Source organism: Flavobacterium chungangensis, assembly GCF_042654045.1.
Taxonomy (GTDB): domain Bacteria; phylum Bacteroidota; class Bacteroidia; order Flavobacteriales; family Flavobacteriaceae; genus Flavobacterium; species Flavobacterium chungangensis.
In genome coordinates this window covers 1-18,393 of the sequence record NZ_JBHSFY010000014.1, presented here as the reverse complement: position 1 = coordinate 18,393, position 18,393 = coordinate 1, and the positions used below count along the sequence as shown (strand labels likewise).

At 33.2% G+C, this 18,393-nt stretch carries 17 protein-coding genes; 14 read left to right on the top strand and 3 right to left on the bottom strand.

Annotated elements, in window-relative coordinates; all coding sequences use genetic code 11:
• The first annotated feature begins 76 nt into the window (after positions 1 to 76).
• The 5 genes from ACFO3N_RS19320 (at position 77) to argH (ending at position 5,552) form a co-directional block, all read left to right on the top strand.
• Positions 77 to 1,030 (top strand): N-acetylornithine carbamoyltransferase, encoded by a 954-nt coding sequence (locus ACFO3N_RS19320; RefSeq protein WP_379800513.1) that lies wholly within the window; start codon positions 77 to 79, stop codon positions 1,028 to 1,030.
• Positions 1,031 to 1,125: 95 nt separating this feature from the next.
• Positions 1,126 to 1,899, top strand: a complete 774-nt coding sequence (gene argB, locus ACFO3N_RS19315; RefSeq protein ID WP_379800511.1) for an acetylglutamate kinase — start codon at positions 1,126 to 1,128, stop codon at positions 1,897 to 1,899.
• Between the two features lie 256 nt (positions 1,900 to 2,155).
• On the top strand, positions 2,156 to 3,226 hold the full coding sequence (locus ACFO3N_RS19310; protein ID WP_379800509.1) for a M20 family metallo-hydrolase: 1,071 nt from the start codon (positions 2,156 to 2,158) through the stop codon (positions 3,224 to 3,226).
• A 12-nt stretch (positions 3,227 to 3,238) separates the two neighbouring features.
• Positions 3,239 to 4,240 carry a virulence RhuM family protein gene (locus ACFO3N_RS19305; RefSeq protein ID WP_379800507.1) on the top strand — a complete coding sequence of 334 codons (1,002 nt, stop codon included), beginning with the start codon at positions 3,239 to 3,241 and terminating at the stop codon, positions 4,238 to 4,240.
• Between the two features lie 31 nt (positions 4,241 to 4,271).
• On the top strand, positions 4,272 to 5,552 hold the full coding sequence (argH, locus tag ACFO3N_RS19300; protein WP_379800505.1) for an argininosuccinate lyase: 1,281 nt from the start codon (positions 4,272 to 4,274) through the stop codon (positions 5,550 to 5,552).
• Positions 5,553 to 5,627: 75 nt separating this feature from the next.
• Here the strand turns inward: argH and ACFO3N_RS19295 are convergent, their stop codons facing one another.
• Complete coding sequence (locus ACFO3N_RS19295; protein ID WP_379800503.1) at positions 5,628 to 6,944, bottom strand: pectate lyase family protein; 1,317 nt, start codon at positions 6,942 to 6,944, stop codon at positions 5,628 to 5,630.
• A 257-nt stretch (positions 6,945 to 7,201) separates the two neighbouring features.
• Here ACFO3N_RS19295 and ACFO3N_RS19290 point away from each other — a divergent pair, with 257 nt between their 5' ends.
• Together ACFO3N_RS19290 and ACFO3N_RS19285 are read left to right on the top strand one after the other, a co-directional pair.
• Positions 7,202 to 8,203, top strand: coding sequence for a DUF2157 domain-containing protein (locus ACFO3N_RS19290; protein WP_379800501.1), 1,002 nt, complete (start codon positions 7,202 to 7,204; stop codon positions 8,201 to 8,203).
• Positions 8,200 to 9,363, top strand: a complete 1,164-nt coding sequence (locus ACFO3N_RS19285) for a hypothetical protein (protein ID WP_379800499.1) — start codon at positions 8,200 to 8,202, stop codon at positions 9,361 to 9,363. The genes ACFO3N_RS19290 and ACFO3N_RS19285 overlap by 4 nt, the downstream gene beginning before the upstream one ends.
• A gap of 192 nt (positions 9,364 to 9,555) precedes the next feature.
• On the opposite strand, the gene ytxJ is transcribed toward ACFO3N_RS19285, so the two are convergent.
• On the bottom strand, positions 9,556 to 9,945 hold the full coding sequence (gene ytxJ, locus ACFO3N_RS19280) for a bacillithiol system redox-active protein YtxJ (RefSeq protein WP_379800497.1): 390 nt from the start codon (positions 9,943 to 9,945) through the stop codon (positions 9,556 to 9,558).
• Positions 9,946 to 10,147: 202 nt separating this feature from the next.
• Between ytxJ and clpB the strand changes: the two genes are divergently transcribed.
• The 7 genes from clpB to ACFO3N_RS19245 all read left to right on the top strand — a co-directional run bounded on the left by clpB (position 10,148) and on the right by ACFO3N_RS19245 (position 18,232).
• On the top strand, positions 10,148 to 12,745 hold the full coding sequence (gene clpB, locus ACFO3N_RS19275) for an ATP-dependent chaperone ClpB (protein ID WP_320492669.1): 2,598 nt from the start codon (positions 10,148 to 10,150) through the stop codon (positions 12,743 to 12,745).
• A gap of 143 nt (positions 12,746 to 12,888) precedes the next feature.
• Positions 12,889 to 13,380 (top strand): T9SS type A sorting domain-containing protein, encoded by a 492-nt coding sequence (locus tag ACFO3N_RS19270; protein ID WP_379800495.1) that lies wholly within the window; start codon positions 12,889 to 12,891, stop codon positions 13,378 to 13,380.
• Between the two features lie 23 nt (positions 13,381 to 13,403).
• Complete coding sequence (locus ACFO3N_RS19265; protein ID WP_379800493.1) at positions 13,404 to 14,444, top strand: hypothetical protein; 1,041 nt, start codon at positions 13,404 to 13,406, stop codon at positions 14,442 to 14,444.
• A 395-nt stretch (positions 14,445 to 14,839) separates the two neighbouring features.
• On the top strand, positions 14,840 to 15,724 hold the full coding sequence (locus ACFO3N_RS19260; protein ID WP_379800491.1) for a DUF808 domain-containing protein: 885 nt from the start codon (positions 14,840 to 14,842) through the stop codon (positions 15,722 to 15,724).
• A 339-nt stretch (positions 15,725 to 16,063) separates the two neighbouring features.
• Positions 16,064 to 16,474 (top strand): hypothetical protein, encoded by a 411-nt coding sequence (locus tag ACFO3N_RS19255; protein WP_379800489.1) that lies wholly within the window; start codon positions 16,064 to 16,066, stop codon positions 16,472 to 16,474.
• 316 nt (positions 16,475 to 16,790) lie between these two features.
• Entirely contained in the window at positions 16,791 to 17,264 is a 474-nt protein-coding gene (locus ACFO3N_RS19250) for a DUF6169 family protein (RefSeq protein WP_379800487.1), read from the top strand.
• 77 nt (positions 17,265 to 17,341) lie between these two features.
• A complete protein-coding gene (locus tag ACFO3N_RS19245; RefSeq protein WP_095927649.1) occupies positions 17,342 to 18,232 on the top strand; it encodes a carbon-nitrogen hydrolase in 891 nt (296 codons plus the stop codon).
• 70 nt (positions 18,233 to 18,302) lie between these two features.
• Here ACFO3N_RS19245 and ACFO3N_RS19240 read toward each other — a convergent pair whose 3' ends face one another.
• Complete coding sequence (locus ACFO3N_RS19240) at positions 18,303 to 18,389, bottom strand: IS3 family transposase (RefSeq protein ID WP_379798166.1); 87 nt, start codon at positions 18,387 to 18,389, stop codon at positions 18,303 to 18,305.
• Positions 18,390 to 18,393 lie beyond the last annotated feature (4 nt).

Genomic DNA, 18,393 nt, shown 5'->3' with positions numbered 1-18,393 from the left:
CGCGTCTTCGCGATAGCGAATCAGTTTAATCCGCGTCTAATTTTGACATTACAAAATAAAAACAAAAACAAAACAAATGAATTATATCTCAATAAAAGACATCAACTCATTATCAAAATGGGTAAAACAAGCGATAAAAATCAAAAAGAATCCGCTTAAAAATCAAAGTTTAGGAAAGAATAAAACTCTTGGAATGTTATTTTTCAACCCAAGTTTAAGAACGCGTTTGAGTACTCAAAAAGCGGCAATGAATTTAGGAATGAACGTTATGGTAATGAATTTTACCAACGAAGGATGGACTTTAGAATTTGAAGACGGAGCAGTGATGAATTCGGGCGCTTCAGAACATATTAAAGAAGCAGCAGAAGTCGTTTCGCAATACTGTGATATTATCGCAATCCGTGCTTTTGCTGGTTTAGTGGATAAAGAAAAAGATTATCAGGAAACTGTTATTTCAGGATTTTTGAAATACGCTACAGTGCCAATTGTTAATATGGAAAGTGCTATTCGTCACCCATTACAGTCATTAGCAGATGCGATTACAATGGAAGAATTCAAACCTAGACACAAAGAAAAACCAAAGGTAGTTCTTTCTTGGGCTCCGCATCCAAAAGCGTTGCCTCAGGCGGTTGCAAATTCTTTTGTAGAAATGATGCAGATGCAAAAAGAGATGGATTTTGTAATCACACATCCAGAAGGTTACGAGTTAAGTCCAGAAATTACAAAAGACTGTAAAATCGAATACGATCAAAATAAAGCGTTTGAAAATGCCGATTTCGTTTACGTAAAAAACTGGAGTAATTTCAACGATTACGGAAAAGTAACCAACAGCGATCCAAATTGGACCGTTACAGCCGAAAAAATGGCTTTAACCAACAACGGAAAATTTATGCACTGTCTTCCAGTTCGTCGTAATGTAATTGTAAGTGACGAAGTTTTAGACGGAGAAAATTCAATCGTAATCGAACAAGCGAATAACAGAACGTATTCAGCACAATTAGTTTTACAAAAGATTCTTAAAAAAATGTAATTTTTTTAAAGTTGCTAAGATTCTGAGCTACTAAGATGCTAAGAAACTTTGCACAAAAAACTTAGTATCTTAGAATCTCAGAACCTTAGAATCTTATGCAATTATCAGTAATAAAAATAGGTGGAAACATCATCGACAATCCAGCAGAATTAGAGCAATTTTTAACCGATTTTTCTAAAATAGAAGGCTATAAAGTTTTAGTTCACGGCGGTGGAAAATCGGCTACAAAAATGGCGCAGAGTATTGGTTTGGTTCCGCAGATGATTGACGGACGCCGAATTACAGATGCTCCAATGCTTGATGTTGTCGTAATGATTTACGCTGGACAAATCAACAAACATATTGTGGCGCAATTGCAGGCAAAAGACAATAACGCAATTGGTTTTTCTGGAGCAGACGGGAATTTAATTCAGTCCACAAAAAGAAATCATCCAACAATTAATTACGGATTTGTAGGCGATGTAAAACAAGTCAACACCAAATTACTGGCAACTTTATTAGAAGCTGGAGTTGTTCCTGTTTTCTGTGCCATCACACACGACAAAAACGGACAATTGTTAAACACCAATGCTGATACCATTGCAAGCGAATTATCAATTGCATTATCAGAAGTTTTTGATGTTACGCTAACCTATTGTTTTGAAAAACAAGGTGTTTTACAGGATTCAGAAGACGATTCGTCTGTGATTACAGAAATCAACGAAGTATTATACAAAAAGCTAAAAGAAGAAAAAGTAATCCATTCCGGAATGATTCCGAAATTGGATAACTGTTTCAATAGTTTATCAAGAGGCGTGCAGAAAATCAAAATCGGACATCACAAAATGCTCCAAAATTCAGATATTCTGCATACAACGATTACATTATAAAAAATGTTGCCACGAATTGACACTAATTTTTGTTGTTAAAAGAGAAAATAATTTTAGATGTACACTAAAAAGTTCATTTTGATTTTAAATCTACAACAAAAGAATAATTTGCGAAAATTCGTGTAATTAGTGGCAAAAAAACAGATTTGCGCAGTACTTTTAAATATTAATTTTAGAAATTTGCGCCAATTAAAAATGTCACAGATTTAACTTAAACTTTGTGACTTCGCGCCTTCGTGGCAAAGAAACAAAACCTATGAAAAGTATAGATACGCTTACCCAAGAAGCAATTAGTTTATTAAGAAGCTTAATCAAAACCCCTTCATTTTCAAGTGAAGAAGATCAAACAGCTCTTTTAATCGAAAATTGGTTCAATCAGAATGAAATTCCCTTCAAGAGAGAAAACAATAATGTGTGGGCTTTCAACAAATATTTCGACGAAAACAAACCAACACTTTTACTTAACTCACATCACGATACTGTACGACCAAATCAAGCGTATACCAACGATCCGTTTAAAGCAATTGAAAAAGACGGGAAATTATTTGGTTTAGGAAGTAATGACGCAGGCGGATGTCTGGTTTCATTACTGGCGACTTTTGTGCATTTTTACGAAAATCAAAACTTATCCCATAATATTGTTATTGTGGCTTCTGCAGAAGAAGAAAGCAGTGGAAAAAATGGATTAAATAGTGTTTTAAAACATTTGCCAGAATTAGATTGCGCTATTGTGGGAGAGCCAACTTTAATGCAATTGGCAGTTGCTGAAAAAGGTTTATTAGTTTTGGATGTAAAAGTAAAAGGAACCGCAAGCCATGCTGCACATCAAAACGACGATAATGCATTATACAAATCAATTCCGGTAATGGAATGGTTTAAAAACTATAAATTCGACAAAATCTCAGACGTTTTAGGTCCTGTGAAAATGACCGTAACGCAGATTAATGCGGGAAAACAGCATAACGTGGTTCCTTCAGAATGTGATTTGGTGGTTGACATTCGTGTAACAGACCGTTATACAAACGCTGAAATTTTGGAGGTTGTAAAAGCAAATGTAAATGCCGAAGTAACGCCAAGATCTATGCATTTAAATGCATCTTCAATTCCAGTTGCGCACGGTTTAGTTCAAGCAGGAATTGCTTTAGGAAGAACAACTTATGGTTCGCCAACACTTTCAGATCAATCCGTTTTAAGCTGTCAGTCTTTAAAATTAGGGCCAGGAGAAACTTTGCGTTCGCATTCGGCAGACGAATTTATTTTTGTAAATGAAATAGAAGAAGGAGTTGACCTGTATATCAAAATACTAACAGATTTCTTTAAATTATAATTACAATTAAATATGCAAAAGCCTATTTTACTTTATCAAACAGCAGACAGCAATATAAATGTTGAAGTAACATATATTGATGAGAGCTTTTGGTTGAATCAAAAAGCTATTGCGCAACTTTTTGGCGTTGAGTCAAATACTGTTACATATCATTTAAAGGAAATTTTTAAAAGTGAGGAATTAGAGCAAATTTCAACTACTCGAAAAATTCGAGTACTTCAAAAAGAAGGAAATCGTGAAGTAAATCGTGAAATTGATTTTTATAATCTCGATGCGATTATTGCTATTGGTTATAGAGTAAATTCAAAACAAGCAACTCAATTTAGGATTTGGGCAACAAAGACTTTAAATGAATTCATTAGAAAAGGTTTTGTCTTAAACGATGAAATGCTAAAAAATGGTTCATCATTTGGAAAAGATTATTTTGAGGAATTACTAGGTAAGATTAGAGAGATAAGATCATCTGAAAGAAGATTTTATCAGAAAATAACCGATATCTATGCTCTTTCAGCAGATTATGATAATGCTGCAATAACGACAAAAAACTTTTTCGCGTCTGTGCAAAATAAATTGCATTGGGCAATTTCTGGTAAGACTGCTGCTGAAATTATTTATACAGAAGCAGATGCAGAAAAGATTCATATGGGTTTGTCTACTTGGAAAGATGCTCCACATGGAAAAATTCAAAGAACAGATGTTATAATAGCAAAGAATTATTTAAGTGAAAATCATATTCAGGAATTAAATAGGATTGTTTCTGCATATTTAGATTTAGCCGAAAACAATGCTAAAAGGCAGTTATTGATGAAAATGGAAGATTGGAGTAATTTTTTAGATAATTTCCTTCAACTTTCTAATTACCCAATTTTATTGGATAACGGAAAAATATCGCAATTAGAAGCAAAAATAAAAGCAGAATCTGAGTTTGAAAAATTCAGGATAATTCAAGATAAAAATTACATTTCGGATTTTGATAAAGAAATTTTAAAAGTAAAAAAAAAGTCAGTTAATTAAATAAAAAAACTGACGGTAAAAAACATGACCTATGAAACTTTGGGAAAAAGGAATACCAACAGATAAACAAATCGAACAGTTTACGGTAGGAAACGATCGTGAACTGGATTTGGTTTTAGCAAAATATGATGCTTTAGGTTCAATTGCTCATGCGAAAATGTTGGGACAGATTGGTTTATTAACGCAAGAAGAAACAACATCTTTAGTTGATGCATTAAACGAAATCATTGCTGATATTGTAGTTGGGAATTTCGAAATCGAAGACAGTTTCGAAGACGTACATTCTAAAATCGAATATCTTCTAACCGTAAAACTAGGCGATGCAGGAAAGAAAATCCACACCGCGCGTTCTCGTAACGATCAGGTTTTGGTAGATGTTCATTTGTATTTAAAAGACGAATTAAAAGCAATAAAAGAACAAGTAAAAACTTTGTTTGACCTTTTGATGGAATCGGCAGAAAAACACCAAAACGTTTTGTTGCCAGGTTATACGCATTTGCAAATCGCGATGCCATCGTCATTCGGAATGTGGTTTTCTGCTTACGCCGAAAGTTTGATTGATGACATCACAATGTTGAATGCAGCTTCTAAAATTGTAGACCAGAATCCGTTAGGTTCTGCTGCGGGTTACGGAAGTTCTTTTCCAATCAACCGAACATTTACAACTCAGGAATTAGGTTTCGAAACCTTAAAATACAATGCCGTAGCTGCACAAATGAGCCGTGGAAAAGCAGAGAAAACAGTTGCTTTTGCCATGACAAGCGTTGCGGGAACATTATCAAAATTTGCGATGGACGTTTGTTTGTATATGAGCCAAAACTTTGATTTTATTGGTCTTCCGGCGCATCTTACAACGGGTTCTAGTATTATGCCTCATAAAAAGAATCCGGATGTTTTCGAATTGATCAGAGGAAAATGCAATAAGATTCAGGCACTTCCATACGAAATCACTTTAATTACTAATAATCTCCCAAGCGGTTATCACAGAGATTTACAGCTTTTGAAAGAAGGTTTATTTCCAGCGATTCAAAACCTGAAAGCTTGTTTGGATATTGCAATTTTCTCAATTAAAGATATTACAGTAAAAGATCATATTTTAGAAGATAAAAAATACGATTATTTGTTTACTGTAGATACATTAAACGAAATGGTTGTTGCAGGAATGCCATTTAGAGATGCTTACAAAGCTGTTGCCGAACAATTGGAAGCGGGAATATACAAATCTCCAAAAGAAACTAAACATACGCACGAAGGCAGTATTAATAATTTATGTCTTGATGCGATTAAAGATAAAATGAAAGCTGCTTTTTAAGTGAGATGTGAAAAGTAAGATATAAAATGTAAAAAGGTCATTGATTTTTCAATGACCTTTTTTTATGGTACAAATTTAGTTTTTTACCAGTTTAAAAGTTTTGCTTCGGTTTTCTATCTGAACTTTGCATACATAAATACCTTTTGCAAGATTTCCGACGCTTAATTCTAATTTCTCATCTGGAGCAATATTTTTGGAATTTGAATATACTTTTGCGCCATTAGAAGAAAAAAGATCAACATGTGCCAAACCATTATCTGAACTTAAAAAATCAATATTCAAAAGACGATTGATAACTGACGGATAATATTTTAAATCCAGATTGTTTACATTATCATTTAAGCCCAAATTGTTGCAGCTCGTAGATACAGCGCCTTGAGTAGTAACTTGAAGCGTTGCTCCAGCTCCGCAAGAAGCGTTTGAAATAAATCCAGCAACATTGGCTATTGGTAAAACGCTATAAGTATAAGAAGGTTTTGCAATAGTTGTTCCTGAACTTGCAGGAGCATTTAAACAATCTGTAAAAGCAACTCCAATTGTTCCGCCATCTGTGCTCACATAGTTTTTAAAAGCTGTTCCGATTTTGGCAAAATCAGTTCCTTCTACATAACAAGTTGTGTTGTTGCTTCCACCGCCTAAACCAATTGCAAGTGAACCCGAAACGGATGTATTGTAGTAACAGTTTAAAATATGGAGTTCGGCATTTCTTGCTCTAGGCATTCTTTCTTTACAGCCTTCAGCCCAATAACAGTTTTTAAAAGTGATGCTATAATGTCCGTCAGAGGGAGCATCAGTTTTAGAAGAGCCAACTAAATCAGAAAAACGGTGATCATCGGCTCCGCCAGAACCTCCAGCTTTCGGTGCTTTCAAATAAATAAATTTACACCAAGAAACCGTTATATTATCAGCAGCGCCTTTATTGTCAAAATTTCCGTCCATTCCGTCCTGAAATTCGCAATGATCTACCCAAAGATTAGTAGCTTCTGAGGTAAGATTGTCACGTCCGTCTACATCATACGCACCTGGGCCTTCAAAAATTAGATTTCTAATGATAATATTATTTGATCCCGGTTTTAAACTTAAAATTCCAGAACCCGTAGCAGTCTGATCCAGATTGACTAATCTAGCACCAGGAAGACCAATAATGGTTTTGTCATTCACTAGGAGGCTGGTGTAGGAACAATTTATGGTTCCTGAAACCAAAATAACTTGTGGAGTAGTCAGTTTTAATTTCGCCGTTAAATCGGTTAAAGTAGTTACTGTTACAGGAGTTGCACTTCCTCCGCCAGTGGCAGAAGCTCCAAATCCTTCTGGCGCACTCATAAAATAGTTTTGTGCAAACAGAAAGGAGCAAGGCAGAAGTAAGGCCAATGCAATAAGTTTTGTTTTCATTTAAGTGTGGTTTTTTGTGGTTTAATAGTCAATGTAATCGATTGCACAAATGTAAAAGAATTAAAAGAATTTCAAATTAATTTTGCAAATATTTATGTTTTTAAAGTTTTGATTTATAGATTTATAAGTGTTGTTTTTACACTATTAATTGTAATACGATCTGTACAGATGTTTTAGAAGATAGGAAAGGTTTTAAAGTAAAAGGAGAAAATTCATGCTAAATACATATATTTGATGTACCAGTTTAAAACGTACCAATGGAAAAATTCAAAGATCAGTCTGCGCTTCATCTTTTCGAGAAGGGTTTAATTACACAAAACCAGCTCGAAGAAGTGAAAACCTATCGAAGCCTAAATATCTTTTCGTTAAATGCAGAATTAAAGTTATTCCTTTATTTATCAGTATTATTATTTACTTCAGGAATTGGAGTTTTGATTTATGAAAATATCGACACTATAGGACACATCGCTATTCTATCATTACTTTTAATTGTTATTGTAGTTTGCTTTTTTTATTGTTTCAAGCATTCTAAAGGTTTTCAGAAAGCAGAAACAACTTTTGAGCATCCTGTTTTAGAATATCTGGTTTTGGCGGGCAATATCTTGACTTGTATTTTTATTGGATATCTTCAGTTTCAATATAAACCATTTGGAGAACATTACGGATTAGCGACTTTAGTGCCCACTGTTGTGAGTTTCTTTTGCGCTTATTATTTTGATAATAGAAGTGTTTTAACTATTGCAATTACGGGTCTGGCGGCTTATGTGGGACTTTCTGTTACGCCACAAGATATATTTAATGACAGCAATAATTTGTATGCAAGTCAAAATTTAAGCTATTCAGCAGTAATGTTGGGAGTTTTACTGATTTTATGGACTATCTACAGTAGTCGAATTTCGCTTAAAACCCATTTTGGTTTAGTTTTTCTCACTTTTGCATTGCACATTGTAAGTATCGTTGCGATTAGTAACTTAACAGGTTATGATACCTTAATATGGGTAATATTTGCTTTCGTTTTAGCTGGTTCAACCTATTATTTTTATAAAGCGAGCTACCAATATAAAGCAATGTCGCTATATGTATTTATGATTGTTTATGCTTATATCGGTGGAAATATTGTTTTGTTCAGAATTTTTGAAAACGTTGATTTCTCTGATATTTGGGAATTATTAATTTTCTTACTGCCAGCTTATTTTGTTGGTTCGATTGTAATGTTCATTAAATTGATTAAAAAATTTCATAAAGAGATAGCAGAATGATAGTATACAGCAAACAATTATTAGATAATGAAATTTTGGTCGATGAAGCAGATTCTTTGTACAAGGGAGGTTTTATTAGTAAAGAACAGAAGAAATTTATAGAAAAAGAACTGCCCGTTTTAAAAAGTCAGAGTAATGTTCTGGTTAGAATAGGCTTCTTTTTGCTTGGTTGCTTGTTGTATGGTTCAATTTGTGGAGGAATTTCTTTATTTGGATTAAGCGCAGAAAATGTGTTTTTTCAAATCTGCTGCTATATTTTTACTATAGTTGGATTTGCAGGAGCAGAATTGCTTGCAAATCAAAATTATCATAATCATGGTTTAGATGATGCTTTTATATTAAATGCGCTTTTATGTTTGGGCGTAGCAATAGCAATAACAACTGAAGGTCATGAAATAGTAATTGCTTTTTTTGTAGCAATTGGATCACTTTTTATGTTTTTGAGGTATCTACACGTATTGTCAATGCTTGTATTTTGCATTTCGGCAACCGCCTTTTTGTTTTTCGGAATGTTTAAATTTGGAGATATTGGAAAAGCTATTTTGCCATTTGTAGCAATGATTTTTGCAGGATTGTTTTATTTTTTGACAAAAAAGAGAATGAATCATCAAAGCAAAGGTTACTATTACAACGGATTATTATTGGCAAATAGTTTTTGCTTGGTTTTGTTTTATCTTTCTTGTAATTATTTGGTTGTGAGAGAACTTTCTGCAGAACTTTTAGGAACAGAAGTAAAACCAGGAACAGATATTCCATTTGCTTTTTTCTTTTATGCGTTTACTTTTATTGTACCGATTGTTTATTTGGTACAGGCTTTAAAAACAAAAGACCGAATAATGCTTTGGTTGAGCTTTTTGGCGATTGCATTTTCAATCTATACTATTCGATTCTATCATTCGGTTTTACCAATCGAAGTAGCGCTTACGCTTGGTGGTGTAGTTTTATTTGCAATAGCATATTTTTCAATTAGAAAATTAAAGGAAAAAGAAAGCGGTCTGACTTTTAAACCAGATAGAATAAACCATTCAGATAGTTTATTGAATGCAGAAGCTTTAGTTGTAGCTTCAACTTTTGGAATGAAGCCGGGAGTTAAGACAGCTTCTCCGATGGAATTTGGAGGAGGAGGTTTCAGCGGTGGAGGCTCTGATGGAAGTTTTTAAATTATTTGGCCACAGATTAAAAGGATTAGAAAGATTTTTTTTCGCCACGACGCGAGCTATAGCGAACAGGCGAAGCAATTTCACGAATTTCCACTAATTAATTTTTATTTTTATTTTAATTATTTGTACTCAAAGTGCGTATATAAAGACTTTAAATCTTTTTAATCCTTTTAATCTGTGGCAAGAAAAAAACTATACCTTAGTTTTCAATGCTTCTGCATCAATATCGCTGTGCGAAACATCGTAAACTGCTTTTCCGTTTTTGATCAATATCAATTGTGGAGATTCATGATAGACTCCAAATTTGCTTGCAATTTCATTTGAAATATCTCTGTGTGCTATCAAGTCTAAAAAATAAGCATCGACAACACCTTCAAGATCATATTCTCTTTCAAATTGTTTTAGAGCCATTCGGCTGATGCTGCATCTGGTGCTATGCTTAAAAATGACAACTGGTTTTTCATTTGAGATTGCTTCTATTTCCATTAATTGAAGCATATCTGTTAATTCAGTCCAGTTTACTTTACTTTTTGATGCTTCTGAGTTCTCTGAACTTCCGAAGATTGAATTAAAAAAACTCATATTTGGCTTGTTTTATGACTTTTTGACGTGTTAAAAGCATTAAAAACTGATTTTAACTGTCTTTTTGTCTGTTTTTTTACTGTGGAATATAATTTGTCTATTCGAATACAAAGTTAAATTATTTGAGCGAACTATTTACCTCAATAAATCGTAACTTTAATCCTATATATTTTAAACAGTTAAATCAATCAAATCAAAAGATATGAATATAAATAAATTTACAATCAAATCGCAGGAAGCCATTCAGTTGTCGCAGCAATTAGCGCAACGAAATGGTCAGCAACAAATTGAAAATGAGCATATTTTTAAAGCTATTTTTGAAGTTGACGAAAACGTGGCGCCATTTATTCTAAAAAAATTAAATGTAAATGTGCCGTTGTTTTTACAAATTTTAGATAGCACAATTCAAAGTTTTCCAAAAGTTTCTGGAGGAGATGTTATGCTTTCTAGAGACGCAAACAAAGCTTTGAATGAAGCAGAAATCATTGCACAAAAAATGAACGACGAATATGTTTCGATCGAGCATTTAATTTTAGCCATTTTTGACTCAAAAAGTAAAGTTTCTCAGATTCTAAAAGATCAGGGAGTTACAGGAAAAGGCTTGAAAGCTGCTATTGAGGAACTAAGAAAAGGCGAAAGAGTAACTTCGGCTTCGGCAGAAGAAACCTATAATTCGCTAAATAAATTTGCTAAGAACCTAAATGAATTAGCCCGTACAGGAAAATTAGATCCAGTTATTGGGCGTGATGAAGAAATTCGTCGCGTATTACAGATTCTAACTCGAAGAACCAAAAACAATCCAATGCTTATTGGTGAACCTGGAGTTGGTAAAACCGCTATTGCAGAAGGTCTAGCGCATAGAATTGTGGACGGAGACGTTCCAGAAAACTTAAAAGATAAAATCGTTTTTTCTCTTGATATGGGAGCTTTGATTGCCGGAGCGAAGTATAAAGGAGAATTTGAAGAACGTTTAAAATCGGTTGTAAAAGAGGTTACAGCTGCAGACGGAGATATTGTTTTGTTTATTGATGAAATTCATACGCTTGTTGGAGCGGGTGGAGGTGAAGGCGCAATGGATGCGGCGAATATCTTGAAACCAGCTTTGGCTCGTGGAGAATTGAGAGCAATTGGCGCTACCACTTTGGATGAATATCAAAAATATTTTGAAAAAGACAAAGCACTTGAAAGACGTTTCCAAAAAGTTCTTATTGACGAACCGGATACAGAAAGTGCAGTTTCGATTCTTCGTGGAATTAAAGAAAAATATGAAACGCATCATAAAGTTCAAATTAAAGATGAGGCAATTATTGCAGCAGTTGAACTTTCACAACGTTACATTACCAATCGTTTCTTACCAGATAAAGCGATTGACTTAATGGACGAAGCGGCTTCTAAATTGCGTATGGAGATCAATTCAAAACCTGAAGAATTAGATGTTTTGGATCGTAAAATCATGCAGTTGGAAATTGAGATTGAAGCTATTAAACGTGAAAAAGAAGAAAGCAAGCTGAAAATTTTGGGTATGGAATTGGCTAACCTGAAAGAAGAACGCAACGAAATCTATGCGAAATGGAAACAGGAAAAAGATATCGTTGACGGAATTCAGGCTGTAAAACATGAAATAGAAGACTTTAAATACGAAGCAGAACGTGCAGAACGTGATGGTGATTACGGAAAAGTAGCGGAGATACGTTACGGAAAAATAAAAGAAGCGCAGGAACGTCAGGAAACTTTGCAAAAACAATTGCAGGAATTTCAATCTGGAAATTCTTTAATTAAAGAAGAAGTTACCAGAGAAGACATTGCAGAAGTTGTAGCAAAATGGACTGGAATTCCAGTAACCAAAATGCTTCAGACAGAAAGAGAAAAACTATTGCATTTAGAAGACGAATTGCACAAGCGTGTAGTAGGTCAGGAAGAAGCGATAGAAGCCGTGAGTGATGCTGTTCGTCGAAGCCGTGCTGGTTTACAGGATATGAAAAAACCTGTTGGATCATTCTTATTCTTAGGAACAACCGGAGTTGGTAAAACCGAATTGGCAAAAGCTTTGGCCGAATATCTTTTTGATGACGAAAATGCCATGACGCGTATTGATATGAGTGAGTATCAAGAACGTCACAGCGTGAGCCGTCTAGTTGGTGCACCTCCAGGATATGTAGGTTATGATGAAGGAGGTCAGTTAACAGAAGCTGTTCGTAGAAAACCATATTCTGTCGTGCTGTTAGATGAGATCGAAAAAGCACATCCAGATACGTTTAATATCTTATTGCAGGTTTTAGACGAAGGTCGATTGACGGATAACAAAGGACGTTTGGCTGATTTCAGAAATACGATTATTATTATGACCTCAAATATGGGAAGTAATATTATTCAGGAGAAATTTGAAAATCTAAAAGGTGGAGTGGAAGCCGCAACAGAAGCAGCGAAAAACGAAGTTTTAGGATTGTTGAAGCAAACTGTCCGTCCGGAGTTTATCAACCGTATTGACGAAATTGTAATGTTTACACCGCTTACAGTAGAGAATATTTCAAGAATTGTAGGGCTGCAGTTAAAAAGCGTTACAAAAATGCTGGCATTGCAAGGTATTACAATGGATGCAACACCAGAAGCAATTGCTTATTTGGCAGATAAAGGTTATGATCCTCATTTTGGAGCAAGACCTGTAAAACGTGTCGTGCAGAGAGAAGTTTTAAATCAACTGTCAAAAGAAATTCTGGCAGGAAATATAACAACAGATAGCATCATTTTGTTAGATGCTTTCGATGGCCAATTGGTTTTTAGAAACCAGACCGCTAATTAATTTTTTTAATGTTAATCTTAAAAAAGCATCAGTTTTTAACTGGTGCTTTTTTTTGTTAATATTTAATTGGTTTTAATCCTTTTAGGCTTTTATTCTATGTAAGAAATAGTATATATTTGATTCGCAACTATTAAATCAAATATATGAAAAGAAACCAAAGGGCAATTCTAATTTTATTTCTTGCCAGTATTTCATTTGTAACTAATTCGTACGCACAAGAAAGCATTGTTGTTACTGGAGGCAAAGGCACTGGCTCTGGCGGAGCAGCAAGTTATTCGGTTGGGCAAATTGCAGATATACAATTGAAAGGAAGCGGAGGTTCTGCACAACAAGGCATTCAGCAACCTTACGAAATAGCCACTCTAAGTAATGACAAATTCGATGAAATTAGTTTAGTCATGACAGCCTTTCCAAATCCTGTTATTGATGAACTAAATCTTATAGTTGTAAACAATAAATTTGAAGACTTGTCTTATAATTTATTTGAGATTAACGGGCGAATACTATCAAAAGCTTCTAATATAACTTCTTCAGAAACGAAAGTACCTATGCAGGGATTGGCGCAAGGAGTTTATTTTCTTTCAGTAAATAACAATTCGAAAGCAATCAAAACTTTTAAAATCATTAAAAAATAAAATTTTAAACAGCAGAAAAGTATATGAGAAAAATTACTCTAGCGTTTTTATTATTAAGTTCTTTTACCATTTTATTTGCGCAAGCACCACAGAAAATGAATTATCAATCTGTGATTCGTAAAACAGATGGAACATTGCTCTCCAATACCTTAATTGGGATCAGAACAAGTGTTTTATTCGGCTCTGAAACAGGAACAGCATCTTATGTCGAAACTCAAACTACCACAACAAACCCTAACGGATTAGCAACAATAGTAATTGGTGGAGGAACGCCAGTTACAGGAACTTTTGCAGGAATAAATTGGGGTGCAGGTACTCATTTTATAAAAACAGAAATTGATCCAGAAGGAGGAACCAATTATACAATTAGCGGAACAAGTCAGCTTTTAAGTGTGCCTTATGCTTTGTACGCCGGAAGTAGTCAAAGTCAAGGAAAAACGAGCATTATAATAACAGGAGATATTACAGATGCACAGGCAGCGGCACAAATAACCGCCGAATTTGGCCCTTATACAGAAAATATCTACATTACCAGTACAACAAATCTTACAACTATAGACTTAAGCGCAATAAAAAAGCTGGTAAACTTAAAGATTCAAAATAATTTAAAATTAGTAAACTTTAATTTAAGTAATCTTATTGAAGTATATAATGATTTAGATGTTGGAAACAATGAAGTATTAGCTTCTGTTGCATTTCCTGCATTAAAAATATTGCATTCATACGACACTGGAATCTTAAATAATCCATCTTTAACATCGATTTCATTTCCTATTTTGACGTCAAGCAAAGGGCTTTATTTTCAAAATAATTCAATTCTTACTTCCATTGACTTGCCATTGTTAACAAAGATTACAGATGAAAGTTTATCGCTTAATTTTAATAAAAATGCGCTTTCTAGTTCACAAGTTAATTTAATTTTACAGCGACTTCTTAATCTTTCTCCTAATGCAAAAAGCTATGTTCAGTTGCAAGATCAAAATCCTCCTGCTCCTCCTACAGGGCAAGGAATTCTTGATAAAGCAACTTTAATAAACAAAGGTTACAGTATTTCTACCGATTAATTTAAAAAAAAAGTAATTATAATAAAGCATCAGTTTTTTAGCTGATGCTTTTTTTTGCCCAAAATTTTGAAACTTTTAACCTATTTCATATAACAAGATATTCTCAAAAAAGGATGAATTTTAAACAAATAAAAATCAGCAAATTATTAATTAAAATTAGAAATTATGAACAATATATTTAGAGGACTATTGGCAGGTTACGGAGCTAAAAAGCTTGGTGGAGGATGTTTTGGAACTATTATCGTTTTCATCATTTTGTGGGTTCTTTTAGGACAATGTAGCTAAAATCACAATACAGAAATTATGAATAAAAAACACAAATTTTGATGTAAGATTATTGGGAAGATTAAGTCAAAATGTCTAGATTCGCATCACTAAAAAATAAATTTTTAAAAATGGCTTCAGGTTTTTTTGTTCTATTAGATGATATCGCAGCAATTATGGATGATGTTGCAGTAATGAGTAAGGTTGCTGCAAAAAAAACAGCTGGAATTCTAGGAGATGATTTGGCAGTAAATGCCGAAAAAGCTTCTGGATTTGCTTCATCAAGAGAGTTACCAGTTTTATGGGCAATAAGCAAAGGTTCGTTATTAAATAAAATCATTATTCTTCCAATTGCATTTTTACTAAGTGCTTTTTTACCAATTGCAATTATAATAATTTTAGTACTTGGGGGATTGTTTTTAGCTTACGAAGGAGCTGAAAAAATTTACGAATTTGCCTTTCCTCACAAGCACGATGAATCAGAAGGAATTACCAATGAGGATTTAACAGAAGAGCAAATTCTAGTAATGGAAAAAGGAAAAATAAAATCAGCAATTGTTACCGATTTTATTTTGTCTGTAGAAATCGTGATTATAGCATTGGGGACTGTTATAGAAGAACCGCTGACACAGCAGATACTTGTAACTTCTATAATCGCATTAGTTGCGACAATAGGAGTTTACGGAATTGTAGCGCTTATTGTTCGTATGGATGAAGCTGGTTACAAACTTATAAAATATAGCAAAAGCGAAAAAAGTCCATCACGTTTTATTGGAAATTTATTAGTAAAAGCGTTACCACTTGTTATAAAAGGTTTAACTGTAGTGGGTACAATTGCATTGCTTTTGGTGGCAGGAGGAATCTTTGTTCATTATATTCCTTATTTCCATCATTTATCAGAAGAAATTAAAATCCCTTCTATCATCAAAGAATTTACAGTTGGATTAGCTCTAGGATTTGTTGTTTTAGTTTTTGTAAATCTTATCAAAAAGATTTTTAAGAAGAAAGCAGCTTAATAAAATTCAAAACATACATTAAAGAAAACATCAGTTAGCACTGGTGTTTTTTTGTTTTTAGGGGACAAATCAAATTATATTTTGAACAACATTTTGTCCTCTAGATTACTTCTTTTTCGGCTTGTGACAGCATGGAAAAGGATATTATTTTGATCTTGACTAGTCTAGAAATTTTTATTTTCATAAGAAAGAATGGTGTTTTTTAATCTTTTTTTTAATAAATAAGTTTTTGATTTACAAATGTTTAATGTTTTAATGAGAACTTTTAACATTTTATGAAAGCAACCAAAGCAATTTTCTCACGTCTTCATAGTAATTAACAATTAATTATTATTTTATATGAAAAGTTTTAGATTTAAATCAGTTTTAGTAGTATTATTTTTATCAATTGGATTTATTTCATGCAGTAACGATGATGATAACAACACACAAGCTCCAACAACAAAAGCAGCTTTGGTAACCGAAATTAAAGGGCCGGCAACAGGGAAAGTAAACGATGAATTAAGCTATGATGTAACTTATGTAGTAGATAACGCTTGTGCTGAATTTGATAAGATCTCGGAAGTAACTATCGGAACTGAAAAAGGTCTTCAAGTAATTGCAAAATACCCATCAGAAGTTTGCACGCAACAAGTTCCAGATCCTAAGAAAACAGTTTACAAATTTTCATCTAAAGTAAAAGGAACTTTCGAAATCAAATTTAAAAAATCAGAAACAGAATTCCTTACTCAAAAAGTAGTGATCGAATAGTAATAAGCTTAGTTGAATTTTTTTAGGTTGATAGACCATTTTGCAGAAGTTTATTTTAAATGGATGTGAAATGGTTTTTTTGTATTGATGAAATTGTAAGAATTATTAAAGGCTTTAAGATTTTTAATTCCATTAAATTAAATGAATACAAGTTTTTTTCTTACATTTGCAATGCAATTCAAAAACACTTATGGAAAAAACGATAATCATAAAACCAAATGAGAAGACAGTTTCTGTTCTAAAAAAAATGGTTGATTTAAAAGAACAACATCGAAAAGAAGTTTTAGGAAGATTAAAGAAAAAATAATATTTCTTTATGTATCAATATATTTCAGAAGAGGGTTTGTACCCTCTTTTTTATTTTACAACAAAGCATGGTTTGCAATATTTTGTCAGTTTTCAGAAAATGAATTTTGAAAATGCCTTCTTTAATAAACTTTATAGCATCGACTTTTACGAAGCAAATAATCAAAAATTTTTTAATGATCCATCAATAGAAATTACAATCACCAGCATCATAAATCAATATTTTAAAGATAATCCAGATATTATTTTAAATTATGTTTGTGATAGTGTAGATTTTAAGCAAGATTTTAGACAAAAATTATTTGATAAATGGTATCATAACATTAAAAGCGATGAATTTTCAAAAGTGAACTTTCAATATCATATTCCAAATGAAAAAATGATTTATCATTTAAGCTTTATATTTAAAACGGATTTTTATAAAATGGATAATATTATTGACGAGGTAAATTTGAAATTAGAAGCATTTACAAGTTACAAATAATCTTAAAGTAAGGATCAATTACCAACACTTTGCCATTCCTTTAAAAAGTATTATTTTTGCACTCTAAATTTTATGTCATGGCGAAAAGAAAGTATAAAATATCGGTTATTCAGTTAAATCTGAATGATGTTGCCGAAAACAATCTTAAAAAATGTATCAGCTGGGTAAGAGATGCTGCAAGTCAAGGTGCTGAGGTAATCTTACTTCCTGAATTATATAGCAGTCATTATTTCTGCCAAAGCGAAGATGTAGACAATTTTGCATTAGCAGAACCACTTTACAGCACTTCATTTATTGCATTCAGCGAATTGGCAAAAGAATTAGGAGTAGTAATTATTGTTCCTTTCTTTGAGAAAAGAATGGCGGGAATCTATCATAACAGTGCTTATATCATTGATACTGATGGAACAGAAGCTGGTTTGTATCGAAAAATGCATATTCCAGACGATCCTCATTTTTACGAAAAATTCTATTTCACTCCAGGTGATTTAGGTTTCCAAGCAATCGAAACTAAAAAAGGTACTGTCGGGACTTTAATTTGTTGGGATCAATGGTATCCAGAAGCAGCTCGTATTACAGCGCTTAAAGGTGCTGAGGTTTTATTTTACCCAACAGCAATTGGATGGCATCCTAAAGAAAAAGAACAATACGGAGAAAACCAATATGGTGCTTGGATGAATGTTATGAAAGGACATGCAGTAGCAAATGGTGTTTTCGTGGCAGCAGCTAACCGAATTGGTTTAGAAAAATATCTTGAAGGAACAGAAGGAATTCAGTTCTGGGGAGCTTCTTTTATTGCTGGACCACAAGGAGAAATTTTAGCTCAAGCTTCTCATGATAAAGAAGAAATTTTAATTGCTGAAGTTGATTTGGACTTGCAAGAAAACGTTCGTCAAAACTGGCCGTTCTTCAGAGACAGAAGAATCGATGCTTTTGGAGATATTACAAAAAGAGCAATTGATAAATAATTAGATTAAAATTATATAAAAAAAGAGCTGTCTCAATAGACTGCACCCAAAAGTTTAGACAAATTAATAATTAAGTTTTATAATAATGAGCTCGATATTGTATCGGGCTCATTCCTTTTAGATTAAGTTTAATTCTGTCATTGTTATAATAATTTATATAC

What these genes read in the sequence shown, in the direction of transcription:
- ACFO3N_RS19320 (WP_379800513.1), top strand. Translation starts at nt 77, where the DNA reads ATGAATTATATCTCAATAAAAGACATCAACTCATTATCAAAATGGGTA.
- argB (WP_379800511.1), top strand. Translation starts at nt 1,126, where the DNA reads ATGCAATTATCAGTAATAAAAATAGGTGGAAACATCATCGACAATCCA.
- ACFO3N_RS19310 (WP_379800509.1), top strand. Translation starts at nt 2,156, where the DNA reads ATGAAAAGTATAGATACGCTTACCCAAGAAGCAATTAGTTTATTAAGA.
- ACFO3N_RS19305 (WP_379800507.1), top strand. Translation starts at nt 3,239, where the DNA reads ATGCAAAAGCCTATTTTACTTTATCAAACAGCAGACAGCAATATAAAT.
- argH (WP_379800505.1), top strand. Translation starts at nt 4,272, where the DNA reads ATGAAACTTTGGGAAAAAGGAATACCAACAGATAAACAAATCGAACAG.
- ACFO3N_RS19295 (WP_379800503.1), bottom strand. Translation starts at nt 6,944, where the DNA reads ATGAAAACAAAACTTATTGCATTGGCCTTACTTCTGCCTTGCTCCTTT.
- ACFO3N_RS19290 (WP_379800501.1), top strand. Translation starts at nt 7,202, where the DNA reads ATGGAAAAATTCAAAGATCAGTCTGCGCTTCATCTTTTCGAGAAGGGT.
- ACFO3N_RS19285 (WP_379800499.1), top strand. Translation starts at nt 8,200, where the DNA reads ATGATAGTATACAGCAAACAATTATTAGATAATGAAATTTTGGTCGAT.
- ytxJ (WP_379800497.1), bottom strand. Translation starts at nt 9,945, where the DNA reads ATGAGTTTTTTTAATTCAATCTTCGGAAGTTCAGAGAACTCAGAAGCA.
- clpB (WP_320492669.1), top strand. Translation starts at nt 10,148, where the DNA reads ATGAATATAAATAAATTTACAATCAAATCGCAGGAAGCCATTCAGTTG.
- ACFO3N_RS19270 (WP_379800495.1), top strand. Translation starts at nt 12,889, where the DNA reads ATGAAAAGAAACCAAAGGGCAATTCTAATTTTATTTCTTGCCAGTATT.
- ACFO3N_RS19265 (WP_379800493.1), top strand. Translation starts at nt 13,404, where the DNA reads ATGAGAAAAATTACTCTAGCGTTTTTATTATTAAGTTCTTTTACCATT.
- ACFO3N_RS19260 (WP_379800491.1), top strand. Translation starts at nt 14,840, where the DNA reads ATGGCTTCAGGTTTTTTTGTTCTATTAGATGATATCGCAGCAATTATG.
- ACFO3N_RS19255 (WP_379800489.1), top strand. Translation starts at nt 16,064, where the DNA reads ATGAAAAGTTTTAGATTTAAATCAGTTTTAGTAGTATTATTTTTATCA.
- ACFO3N_RS19250 (WP_379800487.1), top strand. Translation starts at nt 16,791, where the DNA reads ATGTATCAATATATTTCAGAAGAGGGTTTGTACCCTCTTTTTTATTTT.
- ACFO3N_RS19245 (WP_095927649.1), top strand. Translation starts at nt 17,342, where the DNA reads ATGGCGAAAAGAAAGTATAAAATATCGGTTATTCAGTTAAATCTGAAT.